The 15861-nt window shown below is 62.1% G+C and carries 14 protein-coding genes and 1 pseudogene; 3 read left to right on the forward strand and 12 right to left on the reverse strand.

Annotation, left to right across the window (positions count from 1 at the left end; all coding sequences use genetic code 11):
* Nucleotides 1-4: 4 nt before the first annotated feature.
* Genes BCCGELA001_RS11750 through BCCGELA001_RS11770 form a run of 5 tightly spaced genes read right to left on the reverse strand, consistent with a single transcriptional unit; the run spans nt 5 to nt 5774 of the window.
* Nucleotides 5-877, reverse strand: coding sequence for a branched-chain amino acid ABC transporter permease (locus tag BCCGELA001_RS11750; protein ID WP_008551121.1), 873 nt, complete (start codon nt 875-877; stop codon nt 5-7).
* Nucleotides 878-2812, reverse strand: coding sequence for an AMP-dependent synthetase/ligase (locus tag BCCGELA001_RS11755; protein WP_060735356.1), 1935 nt, complete (start codon nt 2810-2812; stop codon nt 878-880).
* Nucleotides 2812-3606: an ABC transporter ATP-binding protein gene (locus BCCGELA001_RS11760; protein ID WP_060737616.1), complete on the reverse strand. Its 795-nt coding sequence runs from the start codon at nt 3604-3606 to the stop codon at nt 2812-2814. Before BCCGELA001_RS11760 ends, BCCGELA001_RS11755 begins: the two co-directional genes overlap by 1 nt.
* On the reverse strand, nt 3603-4457 hold the full coding sequence (locus tag BCCGELA001_RS11765; RefSeq protein ID WP_008551102.1) for an ABC transporter ATP-binding protein: 855 nt from the start codon (nt 4455-4457) through the stop codon (nt 3603-3605). Before BCCGELA001_RS11765 ends, BCCGELA001_RS11760 begins: the two co-directional genes overlap by 4 nt.
* A 3-nt stretch (nt 4458-4460) precedes the next feature.
* Nucleotides 4461-5774: a phytoene desaturase family protein gene (locus tag BCCGELA001_RS11770; protein WP_236840859.1), complete on the reverse strand. Its 1314-nt coding sequence runs from the start codon at nt 5772-5774 to the stop codon at nt 4461-4463.
* Between the two features lie 245 nt (nt 5775-6019).
* On the opposite strand from BCCGELA001_RS11770, the gene BCCGELA001_RS11775 reads away from it, so the two are divergent.
* The 3 genes and pseudogenes from BCCGELA001_RS11775 to BCCGELA001_RS11790 all read left to right on the forward strand — a co-directional run bounded on the left by BCCGELA001_RS11775 (nt 6020) and on the right by BCCGELA001_RS11790 (nt 9088).
* Nucleotides 6020-6658, forward strand: coding sequence for a TetR/AcrR family transcriptional regulator (locus BCCGELA001_RS11775; protein WP_060735358.1), 639 nt, complete (start codon nt 6020-6022; stop codon nt 6656-6658).
* 299 nt (nt 6659-6957) lie between these two features.
* Nucleotides 6958-7525, forward strand: a pseudogene (locus BCCGELA001_RS11780) (AraC family transcriptional regulator N-terminal domain-containing protein); the annotation flags it as partial.
* A 648-nt stretch (nt 7526-8173) separates the two neighbouring features.
* Nucleotides 8174-9088: a LysR substrate-binding domain-containing protein gene (locus BCCGELA001_RS11790; protein ID WP_060735360.1), complete on the forward strand. Its 915-nt coding sequence runs from the start codon at nt 8174-8176 to the stop codon at nt 9086-9088.
* A gap of 33 nt (nt 9089-9121) precedes the next feature.
* On the opposite strand, the gene BCCGELA001_RS11795 is transcribed toward BCCGELA001_RS11790, so the two are convergent.
* The 7 genes from BCCGELA001_RS11795 to BCCGELA001_RS11825 all read right to left on the reverse strand — a co-directional run bounded on the left by BCCGELA001_RS11795 (nt 9122) and on the right by BCCGELA001_RS11825 (nt 15647).
* Nucleotides 9122-9877, reverse strand: coding sequence for an amino acid ABC transporter ATP-binding protein (locus BCCGELA001_RS11795; protein ID WP_008551074.1), 756 nt, complete (start codon nt 9875-9877; stop codon nt 9122-9124).
* Nucleotides 9878-9898: 21 nt separating this feature from the next.
* Nucleotides 9899-10558, reverse strand: coding sequence for an amino acid ABC transporter permease (locus tag BCCGELA001_RS11800; RefSeq protein WP_008551072.1), 660 nt, complete (start codon nt 10556-10558; stop codon nt 9899-9901).
* A 9-nt stretch (nt 10559-10567) separates the two neighbouring features.
* The gene (locus BCCGELA001_RS11805) at nt 10568-11206 is read right to left on the reverse strand and encodes an amino acid ABC transporter permease (RefSeq protein ID WP_008551071.1); all 639 of its coding nucleotides are present in this window, start codon (nt 11204-11206) and stop codon (nt 10568-10570) included.
* 58 nt (nt 11207-11264) lie between these two features.
* Entirely contained in the window at nt 11265-12056 is a 792-nt protein-coding gene (locus tag BCCGELA001_RS11810) for an SDR family NAD(P)-dependent oxidoreductase (RefSeq protein WP_008551069.1), read from the reverse strand.
* Between the two features lie 13 nt (nt 12057-12069).
* The gene (locus BCCGELA001_RS11815) at nt 12070-13437 is read right to left on the reverse strand and encodes a four-carbon acid sugar kinase family protein (RefSeq protein WP_060735361.1); all 1368 of its coding nucleotides are present in this window, start codon (nt 13435-13437) and stop codon (nt 12070-12072) included.
* The gene (locus BCCGELA001_RS11820; protein ID WP_060737617.1) at nt 13434-14693 is read right to left on the reverse strand and encodes a ribulose-bisphosphate carboxylase large subunit family protein; all 1260 of its coding nucleotides are present in this window, start codon (nt 14691-14693) and stop codon (nt 13434-13436) included. Before BCCGELA001_RS11820 ends, BCCGELA001_RS11815 begins: the two co-directional genes overlap by 4 nt.
* Before the next feature lie 153 nt (nt 14694-14846).
* Nucleotides 14847-15647, reverse strand: coding sequence for a transporter substrate-binding domain-containing protein (locus BCCGELA001_RS11825; RefSeq protein WP_008551052.1), 801 nt, complete (start codon nt 15645-15647; stop codon nt 14847-14849).
* Between the last annotated feature and the right edge of the window lie 214 nt (nt 15648-15861).

The raw sequence follows: 15861 nt of genomic DNA on the forward strand, positions 1-15861 counted from the left end.
CGTCCTAGACCCTCTCGATGTCGCGTTCGCCGAACATGCCGAACGGCCGGATCATCAGCACGACGATGATCATGGCGAAGCCCGCGATCTCCTTCATGCCGGAGCCGAGATAGCCGCCGGCGAGATTTTCGGTGATGCCGATGAGAAGGCCGCCGAGGCCGGAGCCGAGCACGGCATCGAGCCCGCCGAGGATGGTGGCCGGAAACGCCTTCAGCCCGAGTTGGAACATGGCCGGCGACAGATCGTAGGAAAGGGCGAAGAACACCCCGCCGATCCCGGCGATGACCGAAGAGGCCGCCCAGGCCAGCGCATGGACACGGGTGGCGCTGATGCCCATCAGCAACGCGGTCCGGTCGTCGGCCGCAACGGCGCGCATCGCGACCCCCATCTTGCTGTAGCGGAAGAACGCCCAGATCGCCGCGAGCAGCGACAGCAGCGTCGCGATGACGGCGATCTGGCCGGTGCGGACGCCAATGCCGCCGAGGCGGACGATGTCGCGTCCCATGCCGACGTCGAGGCCATGCGGATAGGCGTCCCAGACGAAGTTGATCGCCGAGCGCAGAATCACCGCGAGCCCAATGGTCACCATTACGGTCGCGAACACCGGCTCGCCCAGCATCGGCCGCATCACGACGCGCTCGATGATCAGGCCGAGCAGGATCCCGGCGAGGATGGCGCCGAACGCGACCACGACGACGTTTCCGCTGACGGTGGTCGAAATGGTCCAGGCGATATAGGCCGTGATCATGGTCATCTCGCCCTGCGCGAAATTGACCAGCCCGGTCGATTTGTAGATGACCGCAAAGCCCATCGCGATCAGGCCGTAGATCGCGCCGATCGCAAGTCCGGAGATCAGAAGCTGCAGGAGATACTGCATTCAGCCCTCCACGGGATAGATGATGGCGAGCTCGCGCGCGAACTTCTTCTCGATCATGGCGCGGCGTACTTTCTGCGTGGCAGTCAGCTCGCCGTCGTCGTGGTCGAGCTCCTTTTCCAGGATCGCGAACCGTCTGACGTTCTCGACCCGGGCAAAGCGCCTGTTGGTCTCATTGACGATACGCTCGACCAGCTCGTGCACTTCGGCGAGCTGCGACAGCGACTTGTAATTGGTGTAGGCCAGCGCCCGGTCGCGCGCCCAGCGGCCGACATTGTCGTAGTCGACCTGGATGATGGCGCCTAGATACTTCCTGGCCTCGCCGACCACGATCGCTTCCTTGACGAATTCGGAATCCTTCAGCGCGTTCTCGATCTCGGACGGCGCGATGTTCTTGCCGCCGGCGGTGATGATGATGGCCTTCTTGCGGTCGACCACGGCGATCTCGCCGTCGTCGAGCACCTCGACGATGTCGCCGGTGCGCAGCCAGCCGCCGGCCTCGAGCGTTGCCGTCGAGGCCTTTTCGTCGAGGAAGTAGCCCTTGAAGACACCGGGACTGCGCAGCAGGATCTCGCCGTCCTCATCGAGCTTCCATTCGGTCCGTGGAAGCGGCAGGCCGCAACCGCCGATCCGATGGTGGCTCGCCGACTGGACGAAGGCGACGCCGCCGCTTTCGGTGAGCCCGTAGCCTTGCGAGACCGGGCGGCCGATGATGTCGAAGAAGCGCAGGGTCTCGGGCGAGATCGATGCGCCCGCGCAGAGCCGGTGGCGGCTATGGGCGAAGCCGAGGTGACGCTGCAGATTGCGGAACATCAGTACATAGAGCAGGCCGTAAGCCGCCCGGTCAGCGAGGCTTTCCTTGCCAGCCTGCCGGCGGTCGGAAAGCGTGCGGCCCCAGGCGAGGCAGGCCCTGGTCAGGGCTTGCCGCAGCCTGCCGCTTTCGCCCAACCGAAACAGAAAGCCCTGTTGCAGCTTCTCGTAAATGCGCGGTACGCCGACGAAGAAAGTCGGCGCGATCTCGCGGATATTGGTGGCGACGGTGTCGATCGATTCGGCAAAGCTCACGGTACCGCCGAGCACCAGATGCGTCACCATGCCGTAGCAGCGTTCCGCGACGTGGCACAGCGGCAGGTAGCTGACGGCCTCGAGCGGCTTGTCCGCGATGCCGACGGCTTCTGCGTAGGTGAAGGCGGCGTAGACGAGATTGCGATGCGTCAGCATCGCGCCCTTGGGCGGGCCCGTCGTGCCGGAAGTGTAGACCAGGATGCAGACGTCGTCGGGCGAACCTTGCGAGATCAGTCGGTCGAGTGTCGCGTTCGAGTCCGGCGTCTCGCGTGCATGGGCAAGTCCGCGCTGGCACAGGGTCTCGAACGACATCAGCGCCGGTTGGCGATAATGCCGCAGGCCCTTCATGTCGATGCAGACGATGGCCTCGACATTGGGAAGTCCGCCATTGTTGGCCATGGCGTCCAGCACTTTGTCGGTCTGCTCCTGGTCGCCGGTGACGACGACACGGGCGCCGGAATGCTTGACGATATATTGCAGCTCGACCCAGGGATTGGTCGGATAGATGCCGACCGTCACGGCCCCGATCATCTGCGCGCCCAGATCGGCGTAAAACCATTCCGGGGTATTCTCGCCGGCGATGGCGACGCGGTCTCCCGCTTTGATGCCGAGCGACAGCAGGCCCAGCGCCACCGCACGCGCCGTTTCGTGATAGTGGCGCCAGGAGTAGGGATTCCAGATACCGTAATCCTTTTCGCGCAAGGCCCGCGCCTCGCCATGCATGGCGGCGCGCTGTCGCAGCATTTGCGGAATGGTGATGGCGCCATCCCGCAGCGAGGCGTGGAAGGTCGCCGCGTCGCTCGCGGGCGCGCTGCGGGGGGCTATGGCTTGGAGCGGCGGCAGCGTGGAGCGGAGGCTGTCGAGCGTCGACATCACGATCCCACCTGTGCAATTGCGCCGGAACGTTTGCCGCCGAGATAGGCTTCGGCGACGGCCGGGTGGTGCCTGATCTCGTCGGGCATGCCTTCGGCAATCTTGCGGCCAAAATTGAGCACGTGGACGCGATCGGAGATGTCCATGACGATCCGCATCTCATGCTCGATCATCAATACGGTGATGCCGAGCTCGTCCCTGATGTCGAGGACGAAACGAGCGATGTCCTCCGTCTCCTCCTGGTTCATGCCCGAGACCATCTCGTCGAGCAGCAGGATCTTGGGCTCCGAGGCGAGCGCGCGTGCAAGCTCGACGCGCTTCTGCTGGCCATAGGACAGTGTCCCGACGACCGCGTCCCTGACATGCTCGATCTCGAGGAACTCGATGATGTGCTCGACCCGTTGCCGCGCCGCAATCTCCTCGCGGCGGGTGCGGCCGAAGAAGACCACGGCATCGATCACGTTGGAACGCAGGTGGGTGTGGCGGCCGGTCAGGATGTTCTCGACCACCGTGCCGTGTTTGAACAGAGCGAGGTTCTGGAAGGTGCGGCCGATCCCGGCGGCGGCAAACTTCCAGGGCGAGATGGTCGAAACATCGACGCCTTCGAATACGATGCGCCCGCCGCTCGGCCGCAGCACGCCGGAGATCATGTTGAACAGGGTGGTCTTGCCGGCGCCGTTCGGGCCGATCACGCTGCAGATCTCGCCGGGCGCGACCGTGAGGCTGACGTCGGCGATGGCCTGGAGGCCGCCGAAACGCTTGCTGAGGTTTTCGACGGTGAGGAGCACGGTCACGACAGCCACCGCTTGCGCCGCTTGTAGTGCTTGACCTCGCGCAGGCTCTTGCGGCCGGCTGAGGAGACGCCGAGGTAGAATTCCTGGACGTCCTCGTTGGCTGTGAGCTTGCTGGCAGTGCCGTCGAGCACGACGCGCCCCGTTTCGAGGATGTAGCCGTAGTCGGCGAGGTCGAGCGCTCGCTGCGCGTTCTGCTCGACCAGAAGCACCGTCATTTTCAATTCGTCGCGCAGGCGGGCGATCACCTCGTAGATGCGGTCGATGATCAAAGGCGCGAGTCCCAGCGACGGCTCGTCAAGCGCGAGCAGAACCGGATCGGTCATGAGCGCGCGGCCGATCGCCAGCATCTGCTGTTCCCCGCCGGACATGTAGCCGGCGATCTGGTCGCGCCGTTCGTGGAGTCGCGGGAACAGCGAGAACACCTTGTCGCGACGCTCGCGCGCCTCCGCAGCGGTCCTCGTGTAGCCTCCCATCTGGAGATTTTCGTCGATCGTCAGCGCAGCGAAGACGCGACGGCCCTCGGGCACCTGCACGATTCCGCGGCGTACCAGCTCGTCGGGGGCGAGCTGATGCACGTCCTCGCCGCGGAAGCGGATGCTGCCGTTCTCGATCACGCCTTCCTCGGTGTAAAGGATGCCGGACATCGCCTTCAGCAGCGTCGACTTGCCGGCGCCGTTGGAGCCGAGCAGGGCGACGATGCCGCCTTCGGGCACCGCAATCGAGACGTCGCGTATGGCCTCGATCGCGTTGTCGTAGACGATGCGAACGTTGCGGAATTCGAGCAGGCCATCCGGTGCGGACATCGCGCGCGGCGCGGGAGAGGAGGTTGGAGTGCGGATCGTGGTCGGCATCGATCAGATCCGGCTCGCCTGGGCCACCGGCGGCCGCGCGGCGAGGATGGCGTCGGTGACGATCTTCGCCGTCTCGGCGCAGGCCTGCGTGCCGCCATTGCCGTATTGCTTGACCGCATCGCCGACGCACCACAGGCCCTCGATGCCGGTCTCGCGCGGCAGGTCGTAGCCGGCGCAGCTCCGTTGTGCCGGCCAGTCGTCGCGCATCACGCGGATGGACAGAATCCTGGCCTGATCGAAATTGCTGAATTGCTCGCGGAGATCCGTCAGCGCAAGCGCAATTTCGGCATCGGAGTCGAATTCGCCGAGCGCGGGAACCGGCACGGCATAGGCGACATAGAGATGCCAGCCGGGCGGCGCGAGCTCGGGGCAGGTGGCGGACAGGTTCGCCATGTTGCAGAGACGGCGCGTCTTGCCGAACGTCACGATGCCCGGGTGGTTCAGCAGCGGCTCGCGGCTGGCGACATTGATGACGATGTTGGCGGCCGGACGGAGGTCGTTCCTGACCTTGGCGAGATAATCGGCGGGGAAGGCGGCAGCGCCGGCAAGCGCGACAGTTGCCTTCGGCCCGGTATTGCTGACGACGAGACCGGTGTCGATCCGCGTCGACTTGCCGTCCCGGAGCAGGGTCACGCCGCTCACCTGTCCGTTCGCCGTGTGGATCTCGGTCGCCGGCGTGCCGAGCCAGACCTCGCCATTGCGCCTGACCGCCGTCGCAAGGCTGTTCCAGACGCCGACCGTTCCCTCCGGGCAGAAGCCGAACTTCTTGAAGGCGCCCTTGCTGGTGAAATAGGTGAGGAAGGCACGGGCCGGCAGCTCGGCGGCGTTGCAGGCGAAGATCGCCGCGCAGAGATTGCGGAAGAGCGCATGCACGGTGGCGTTGCTGGTGTAGCCCTTCAGCCAGTCCTCGGTGGATTGCCGGCCGTCGGGCAGATTGCCGGAGCGTGCGTCGGCGAATTTCTCGAGGATGCGCGAGGCCTGCTTGGTCAATTGCCCGAGCAGGAGCGACCAGCCGCCGCGGCCGACATCGATCAGCTTGCCGTCGATGAAGAAGGAGCTTGCCGGCTCCGGCGCGCGAATGTCGAGGGGAACGCCGACGGTGCGAAACGTCTCCTCGAACACGCCGCCGAACTCGATCGCGATCGCGCCGATATTGACCTTGAAGCCGTCGATCTCCTCGGTGGAGGCGCGGCCGCCCAGCCTGTCGTGATCGTCGACCAGGACCGTGTAGAGCCCGGCATGCGCCAGCCGCGCCGCAGCGCACAGGCCGCCGGCGCCGGCACCGATCACGACAGCATCGACCTTCCGACTGTCCACGCACAACCTCCCTGATGCCGCCGGGTTGGCCCCGCGTGCCTGAATTGCTTGCCTGACGAGACCGGAGGATATTATAATCCGACCGGCCGTTCAAATTATTTTTTGATCTGGATCATATTTTCGGACGCTGAGCTCACGGTTCTGGTGGACTTGTGTCCGCAGGCTGAGCGCGATGGCCGAAGCGGTTGTATAGAAGAGCGGGAGTCGCCGGATTCGGCGGCGTTCGTTTTGAGCGAGAGAGGCCGATGGCGCGCACGCGCTCCGAGAATTACGACGACATCCACCGCGGCATCATCGTGGCGGCCCGCGGCCTGTTCGCCGAATACGGCTATATGCGCGCCTCGATTGCCGATCTCGCCGAGGCGTGCAAGCTGTCCCGCGGGGCGCTGTATCACTACTTCGAGTCGAAGGAAGCGATCCTGTTCGCAATCCTGGACGAGCACGTGCGCCAGATGATTGCGGACGTCGAGAACGCGATCGCGAAACATGCCGCGACGCCCGACCAGTTCCGGGCGGCGGTCCGCGCCATCGTCGATCTCAACGCGCGTTCGCCGCAAGAACAGCGCCTGATCCTCAACGATCTGACGTTCCTGTCCGAGGACGATCAACAGACGATCAAATCTCTCGAGCGCCGGATCGTCGATCTGGTTTCCGGCCTGCTTCTCCAGCTCGACAATCAGGGCAAGATCGTCAAGCGGACGCGGAAGGTCTACGCCATGATGCTCTTCGGTACGCTGAACTTCAGCCACACCTGGTACGATCCCAAGGGAGGGATCGGACCGGCCGAGTTCGCGGACATGATCGTGGATCAATTCCTGTATGGGATCGCAAGTCCCGTCGTGTCACGGCATCCCGCGACGTCAGCGCGCTCTGCCAAATCCTAGCTGATCCGCCGACGTCACAGCGGGTAAAGGCTGAGCACAAGCGGGGGAGTCTTTAGGTCTTCACCTTTCTCTCCTTCTCCAACTGAGATATCGATTGCTGGAGCTAGCTCAAACTTGCGCATGATGGATTGGAGCGAGAGTTATGGTTTTTCAATTGGTTAGATAGCGGCGTGTGCGCGACGTGTGCACCGGGAGATCAAGAAGAATCTATCGTAGATCAGCGTGAGCCGTTACGTCTCTGAGCGGTGCAGGCATTTCGGGCAGGGGGAAAGTGTGTCCGACTTAGACATCGCGGCGGACTAGCGGATACCATGCCTCCGGTACGCGAGAACGATCCCAAGGGGATTGGCATCGCGATCAATCCGATGACGGCTCCGCTTCGCGACACATTGCTGCGCCTGCTGTCGTTGCTGGACACCCCGAACGATATCCCCGTTCTCGCCCCCATGGTCGAACGGGAATTGCTCTATCGTTTCGTGCAAGGTCCGCAGGGACGGCTTATGCGTCAGATCGCTCAGCCCGAGGGTCCACTGGGTCGCATCCGACGGGCCGTTCAGTTGATCAGGGACAATCATAACACCCAGTTGCGCATCGAGGCGTTATGCGCCGCGAGTGGCATGAGCCGGGCAAGCCTGCATCGCCACTTCTTGGCTATGACCAGCCTCAGCCCTCTCCAGTATCAAAAACAACTCCGGTTGCAGGAGGCGGGCCAACTTCTGCTTGCCGGCGAGCACACTGCGTCCGACGTGGCGTTCGCGGTCGGCTACGAGAGCGCGTCCCAATTTAGCCGAGCGGCAATTCGGCGCGCCGCCGGCGCGCGACGCTCGCCAGATACGGCAGGCGATCGCCACTCCAGCGATGACGTAAAGTGTTTTCACACATTAGCACGATCGTTGCTGCTAACTCGGTGTGCGAGCAGAACTCCCCCTAACGTGCGTCTCGTCGTCCGCAAAGAAGAATGTGTGTCGGCATCTGGAAGCTCGTCTCGACCCGCCGTGAGCGGGTCGCAGCGCGTTAGCGCCTGAGTAGCAGCAGCCATAAGCACACAGCAGTGCTGGAGCACGTGGCGCCCAGTCACCGGCGCCGGCTCGCCCATCACGCGCATCCGCAAGCACGCGGCCTGGATAGGACTGGCGACCGCGGCGCTGTGCAACCTCTCCTTATGATCGGCGGCTGGGGCCTCGAGCCCCCCGAGCTCGTGACCCGTCACAACCCCTGGAGATCCTTTGAGGACCGCTATAGTCGCCGCTGCACCATCGTCAACGACCAACTCCTCGTCGATCAAAGGCACGCCCTAATCGGCGCCCCCGCTAACTCATGCCCACCCCGACCGTCTGATCCATAACGCCCACCGGAAACGCCGGGGGAGATCATCGGAATTTAGCAGCCGTGGTCCCTCCGGTCACCGCCACACCTGACGCTGAAAACCGGCTGCTCCCAATAAGCCAACGCTCAAATAGACCTCGATTTAGACTGGGCGTCATGTGAGATAGTGTTGCATCATCGGAGGATCGGATGCCCCCACACTTGCCTTCTTTGAACGCACTCCGTGCATTTGAAGCGACGGCTAGACATCGCAGCATCAGCCGTGCAGCTGCCGAGCTCGGTGTGACACATGGCGCCGTTAGTCGCCAAATCAAGCTGCTCGAGGAAGTCATGGGTGTGTCGCTCCTCATGCGCGGCACCAGGGAATCAGTGCCAACCCGGGATGGCGCGCAACTCGTGGATGGCTTGTCGACGGCGTTCAACCTGATTCACGCCACGATTGAGCGTTTGAAGCCAGGGCCGCTAACATTGTCCTGCTCGGCCTCGATAACCATGTGCTGGCTTATTCCGCGAATGCCGGGGTTGTACGCTAGGCACCCCGGCATGGAGATCAAGCTCGACATGAACTACGACCGAGTGGATTTCACGCGAGACAACATCAGCGTAGCCATTCGCAACAACACGTTCGAACCACCGAAGTCGGCGGTCATTCGTCCACTGGGCACCGAGTGGATCGGCCCCGTGTGTTCTCCTGCCTATCTCAAATCGATCTCGCTGAAGAAACTCAAGGATTTATCAAATGCCAGGTTGCTCGCAACCACGACGCGCCCAAATGCTTGGACCGATTGGCTCGCAGCAGTCGGAGAAGAGGAGAGGGCGCCGCAAGTGCACCAAAGGTTTGACCATTTCTATTTGATGATCCAGGCCGCGACTTTCGGCCTGGGGATCGCCGTTGTCCCGCACATGCTCGCCATAGGGGACCTGGAATCCGGCAGGCTGATTGCCCCGTTCGGCTTTGTGCCTGGAAAACGTCAGCTCTCGCTTTGGATCGCTCCGCACTTGGCATCAAGGAGCGACCTTAAGACGCTGGAGAAGTGGCTTTCGCAGGAATTGCGGGACGGGTTGAAGCGCGCCTCGAAGCTTTCGTTGCCTCGGGGCTCCTAGCTGGCAAAGTGCTGGGTTTACGGCGCAAAAAGACTAAAGTTCGTGTGCAAGGAATGCCTGCAATTCTGGCGTGGCTGGACTGTCGAGCATGCTGCCCGGCCCTGTTTCCCACACCTTGCCCTGATGCATGAAGACAACCTGATCAGCAATGCGTCGAGCAAAGTTCATCTCGTGGGTGACCATCACCATCGTCATGCCGTCATCAGCCAGACGCTCGATGACTCGCAGGACCTCGCCGGTCAATTGGGGGTCAAGCGCGGAAGTCACCTCGTCGAAAAGCATCACCTTGGGCTGCATCGCCAGCGATCGGGCGATTGCGGCACGCTGCTGCTGTCCGCCGGAAAGCTGCTCGGGATAAGAATCAAACTTCTCGGATAACCCGACTTGTGCGAGGCAGTGCTTGGCCAGTTCAGCGGCCTGCTGTTTGGGCAATTTCTTCACGGTGCGCGGAGACAGCATGATGTTCTCGGCGACGGTCAGGTGCGGGAACAGGTTGTAACTCTGAAACACGATGCCGACGTCCAGTCGGAGCTTACGCAGGTTCAGGTCGGGCGAGGTGAGATTATGTCCACAAACTTCAATATAGCCCTGGCTGATCTTCTCCAGCCGGTCGAGGCAGCGCAGTGCCGTGCTCTTGCCCGAACCGGACGGCCCAATGAGAACAGTCACCTCACCACGCTTGACCTCGAAGGTGATGCCTTTCAGGACTTCGAGGTTCGCGAAGCTCTTATGCACATCGCGCAGAAGGACTACGACGTCGTTTCCTGCGGGCGTATGGGACGCAGTCATCTCAGGCACGAGTAATCTCCCTCAAACAGTGCGCATGCCGCGCGCCAGCCGGGTCTCTAACTTGTGGCTGACAGCGGAGAGCGGGTAGCAGAGCGCGAAGTACACCAGGGCCACGACCGAAAATGTTATGAACGGCTGGAAGGTTGAATTGTTGATGAGTTGGCCGGCCCGCGTCAGCTCCACGAAGCCCACAGCGGATGCCAACGACGTGTTCTTCACGATCTGGACCATGAAGCCGACGGTGCCCGGTGTTGCGTTCCTGACCGCCTGGGGAATGATGACGTGGTACATCCGCTGCAAGCGGCTGAGCGCCAGGCACTCCGCAGCTTCCCATTGCGCCTTGGGGACGGCCTGGATGCTGCCTCGCCAAAACTCGCCCAAATAGGCTCCGACCCAGATGGTCATGGACAGCATCGCAGCCACCAAGGGGGAAATCGAGAAGCCCATTGCGGGCAAGCCGAAGTAGCCGGCGAACATGATGACGAGGAGCGGGACCCCCTGGACTGTCTGGATGTAGAAGGAGGATACGCCGCGTAGCACGGGGCTCGCGGAGACACGGCACAAGGCGATGACCAGGCCCATCAAGCCACCGCCGATGAACGCGCAAAGCGACAGGCCCAGCGTCAGCACGGCACCCTGCAGGAGAAACTGGAGATGGATGAGGCCGAATGTCGGTGTCATAGCCGCACCTCAGACCGCGGTGCCAAGGCGACGGCGTCGCGGGAACGCCACCAGGGCGATCAACCAGAATACGAAACGCATGGTTACCGCGAGCAACAGGTAGATCCCGCCGATGGTGAGGTAGGTCTCCATGGGCCGGAATGAAGCGCCCTGGATGAAATTGGCGTTGCCGGTCAGGTCCGAGACGGAGATCTGCGACGTGATCGACGACGCGAGCATCAGCAGGACGAACTGGCTGGTCAGCGAGGGGTAAACGCGTTCGACGGCCGGACGCAGGACGATGTGCCAGTAGATCTGCGGCTTCGATAGGCCGAGGCACTCGGCGGCTTCCCACTGTCCCGCATGGACGGAGTTGATACCGGCACGCATGATCTCGCCGGTGTATGCACCCACATTGATGGTGAGCGCGATGATCGAGACCGCAATTGCGCTCATGGTGAGACCGAGCGATGATAGGCCAAAGAAGACCAGGAAGACCTGCACCAGGAATGGAGTGTTGCGGACAGCTTCAACGTAGCAGGCGCAGAGGTTCGACAGCCACTCGATCTTGGAGTTGCGGCCGATGGCGCAGAGGGTGCCGATGATGAAGCCGAGAATGGTGGCCGAGGTCGCCAGCTTCATGGTGACCACTGCCCCGTCCAGGAGCATTGGCCATCGCTCAAGAATCGGAGAGAAATCCAGCGACACGGCGGCTCCCTTTATACGCTCACGCCGAAACCATCGGTGCTTTGCGCGCCCCGAACATTAGCCCAGCAGTACGGAAGCCACCGTCAACGTTCAGAGTGTGTCCCTGAACGTACCGTGCCTCGTCCGAGCACAGGAACACGGCGGCATCCGCTATTTCCTCGGGCATGCCATAGCGCACCATCGGGATCAGATAGTTGTAAGCCGCGCGCGTCGCAGCATCATGCGCGGTCGCCGCCATGTCGGTCTCGATAGCGCCCGGCGCGATGTTGTTGACGTTGATGCCGTGTTCGGAGAGCTCGACCGCCATGACCTTTGTGAGCAATTCAAGACCCGCCTTGGCCGACCCGTAGGCGGCGCGACCGTTGCCGCCGCGTTGGCCGGAAAGAGAGGCGATATTGATGATCTTGCCGCCGTGGCCCTGCTCGACCATCTGTCTGGCGCAGGCCTGAGCCACCAAGAAGGCGCCGGTCAGGTTGATGGAAACGATACGGTTCCAGAGCTCCAGTGGCGTGTCCAGGAAGGGCGTATTGCCGCCTACACCGGCATTGTTGATGAGGATGTCGAGCCGGCCGCACTGAGCCACGACGGCATTGAGCGTTTTCAGGACGGAAGGCTGTTCGGCAACGTCGACGGAAAAGCTAAAGGCCTTGCCGCCCGCCGCGTTCAGCTTTTCAGCGGCTGCGTTCGCGCCCTCGCCATTGATGTCGGCCACCGCGATCGTTGCGCCTTCGCGAGATAGAGCATTCGCGATGGCGAAGCCAATGCCGCGAGCACCACCGGTGATGAGAGCAATTTTGTTCTGAAGCCTCACGATATCTCTCCTGTTATTGTTTGCCGCGAACAGCGGTGAAGAAATCCGGTGCGCCGGTCTGGCCGCCCTTCAGCGCGATCTCCAGGCCATCGATGGCAGCATCCGGTGAGTGTGCCCGGCACAGCGGGACGCCCGGTGACAGCGGCGCGACAGCACTGAGCGCATCGATGCCGAGCCGCGAAGCAGCCTGACCGGACGTATCGCCGCCGGAGATGACGACCCGGTGCAAACCGGTCTGACGGATGAGTGCATTCAGGACGTTACCGAGCGCACTGCCAATTCGATCGTTCACGACCGAAACTGGAATATCGCTGGTCTCGATGGTGGCACGATAGACAGAGACCCGTTCGTCATCCGGACCGGCAGCCGTGAAGACCAAGGGGCTGTGGCCGTTCCTGATGGACTGCAGGGCAATCGCGATGGTCCGATCGGTCTCCACCTTCAGCGCATCTTCCGAAACGGCTTTCTCGGCAGCGAGCGGGATGAGCTCAAAGCCTTGGGCCTCTGCATGCTGAATTTGGGCGGCCGTGATTGGAGAGACTGAGCCCGAGACGACGGCGATCTGGTCTACCTTCTCCGGGGGCGCGACTGCCAATGTTGCCGGTATCAAGCCAGCCGCGCGCCAATGAGCCACCAGCGCTTGCTCGACGCCCTGGGAGCCCAGAACGAATTGGCGCTCGCCTGCGCCTTCCCAGATGAGGCGACCGGCCTCTTCGAGTGTCTCCTGATCCAGCACGTCCAGCGAGACGATGTCCACTCCACGCTGAAGTTCGTGCTGGAGCAGAGCGTCGGCCGCCCCCTTCTTCATGGTCGCGAAGTCGACCAAGCCCACGCGCAGCCGGCTCAGATCGGCAAGGTGCCGCGCAAGGTCGGCCTCTTGCATTGGCGTGACGGGATGTACTGACATGGTGGGGTGGCGGTCGAGCCGGTAGCCAACGCCATTGGCATGAGCGAACAGGTTGCCGAACGCCTGAAAGCGCCCCATGCCGGGGTCCGATACCAACATCGGTGCCCAGCCCGGATATTTGCGAAGACCGATTTCGGCTGCGCGGCCGACATTGCCGATGTGAGGCGCGGAATCGAAGGTCGAGCAGAGCTTGTAGTGCAGGATCGGCGCCCCGGCTTCGTCCATCAGGTCGAAGATGGCCGGCAAATTGTCGTCCATCCATTCCGGACTGCGAGCTCGCGCGACGCCTGCGATGCCTATTCCCCTGTAGCTGCCGGCGACGTGACGCAGCAGCTCCTTGGACGGGGGCTTCAAAAACAGGATCGTTTCCAATCCGGCAAAGGCCAGCACTTGCATGGCGGCGGAGGAGCCGGTGAAATCGTCACCATAGAACGCGACGAGCGGCCCGGCGGGAAGGGGACGGTGCAAGCTCATGCTGCGGAATCCATTGCTGCCTGAAGAGCAGGATGGGTGAGCGCATAGTCGGCCTGTGGCACACCTTGCAAAGCTGCATCCCAGGCCTCGCGCAGGGCGCACACTCCCGCCCCGGGGCCGTGGGGGTGACCCATGATGCCGCCACCGGCCGTCATAATCAGGTCGGTCGATTTGAGTGCCGCATAGGTGTGCGGAACCTGTTTCACGCCCTGGCCGGACGAGAAAACCGGCATGGAGATGCAGGGCTTATCCGCGAACATCGGCGTCAGGCAGGCACGTGCCGCTTCGATGACGCTCTCGTCGCACTCCGAGAATTTGTTGGCGAGCCCGTTCACGTGCATATGGTCGGCACCGGCCAGGCACCAGATCTTGTGCCAAGCGACGAAAGACCACCCGAGCATCGGGTAGCGCGAAAGATAACCCCAGCCATTGCGATGGGCATGGATGGGCAACTGCGAGAACTTGGCCAGCTCGATCATGCCGGCGAGACCAACCGAATTGAGGCTGGCCATAAGGCACGTTGCGCCGTGTTTCAGCAGAACGTCATGCCGCCGTTTCATCTCTTCGACATCACCGGTCAGGTTGAAGGCATACATGGCCTTCTTGCCGGTCTTGTCCGCGTTGGAATTGATTTCGCGCATCACGGCGGCGACGCGGTCATTGAAGGGACAGTGCGGGCCGTCCGCTTGTAGCTCGTCATCCTTGATGAAATCGATACCTGCCTCGCAGAGAGTTTTGACCAAGGCAGCCGTTTCTCCTGGGCTGAAGCCGACGCTGGGTTTGATGATGGTGCCGATCAGAGGACGATCCTTGACGCCTGCCAGGCGTCTTGTGCCTTCGGCACCAAACTTCGGCCCGCAGTATGCCTTGGCGAAGGAAGGGGGCATGCGGATATCGAGAATGCGAAGCCCGCTGACTTGACGAAGTTCGAACAGGTTGCCTGCCACCGTCGACATCAGGTTCGGCAGTGAAGGGCCGAGCGTGGCGAGCGGCCATGACAAGGTCAGCTTGGCCCTTGTGAGGCGTTCGTTGTCGGGGGTGGGACCAGAGGAGGGCAGTGAACGGCGACCGACAGCTTGGCTCATAACTTCGAGCTTGATGATCTGGGCAGCAGAGCGTTCACGAAGTTCCGGAGTCTCGCCGGGTACGGAGACGAAAGTGCCACTGGACTGCTCGCCCGCGATGGTTGCGGCAGTCCTATCGAGATCGTCGGGAGTCTCGAGGAGGTAGTCCGCTTCGATGCGTTCCTGGGTCATGAACACGTCCAATGATAAGCGTCGTGCTTATTGCTGTTGATCTACGCCAAACGGCACTGCGCGAACGAACTTGAGCTTCGAAGGCTTCGAAGGCCCGGCTTTCACGCGCGGTCGGATCACCTGCGCCGACACGCCATGTGACGACACTGCGGGCTATTGGAGGATTTCGTTTGGGATATCGATGTTGTGAAACTTCTTAAAATAGCCATTCAGCTTACCATTCTTGGCATTTGTGCTGATCCACTCGTTGAGTTTGTCGAGCAGTTTGTTCTCGCCTTTTTTCACGCCCATAGCGATGGGGAACTGGCTGATCACCAGCTTGGCCTCGAACTTGCGATTGCTGGAGCGTTCATTGATGGTCCTCATCTGCGGGTCCGCCAGTCCGAGATAGGTCGCTTGGCCGGAGACGGCGGCAGTAATGGCGGTGGCGTCGTCGTCAAAGCGGATAACGGTGAAGCCGTATTGCTTCTCGCGTTCGCCGGACAAGGCAACGTCCTGCGCTGTGGTCCGGACAACAGCGATGCTCTTGCCCTTGAGGTCCTCCCACGACTTGGTGGTGTCGTTCGTCGGCGCAATAACGGTGGTGCGGATGAAGGAGTAAGGCTTGGTATAGTCGACGACTTTCTTGCGCTCTTCCGTGATGGAAAGCGACGAAATGACTACGTCGGCCTTGTCCGTATTGATGTTCGGAATGCGGGTCGGGCCGGTTGTGTTGACGAACTCGAGTTCGACACCCCAATCAGCGGCCAGAGCTTTGGCCACTTCGACGTCCGAGCCGGTCGGCTTCAGCGATCCGTCCAGCATGCCGAAGGGCGGGATGCCCAGGTCGGTTGCAACTCGGATCTTCTTCTTGCTGGTGATGTTATCCAGGACATCTGCGCTGGCGGGCGCGGCGATCGCCAAGCCAGCGGCGGCCATGATCGCAAACGCGAAATGACGACGGTTCAGTTTCATCCCTAATCTCCCATTGTTTGTCCGAGCCAGTTCCGGCTCTTTGGGTTGCCGCCTTCGCCACAAGCAAGCTCCACCTCTTCGGCTGCGCCTGAGACGACCTCAAGAAGGCGCCGTGGCCTCGGAGCATGCACAGGCAGGCTGCGGGTGGACTGTAGGCAATCGACCCTCGGTTCGGGATTGCATTAATTCTCGGTTAGATGTGAGTTTTTCTGAC

It is taken from the genome of Bradyrhizobium sp. CCGE-LA001 (assembly GCF_000296215.2).
GTDB lineage: Bacteria > Pseudomonadota > Alphaproteobacteria > Rhizobiales > Xanthobacteraceae > Bradyrhizobium.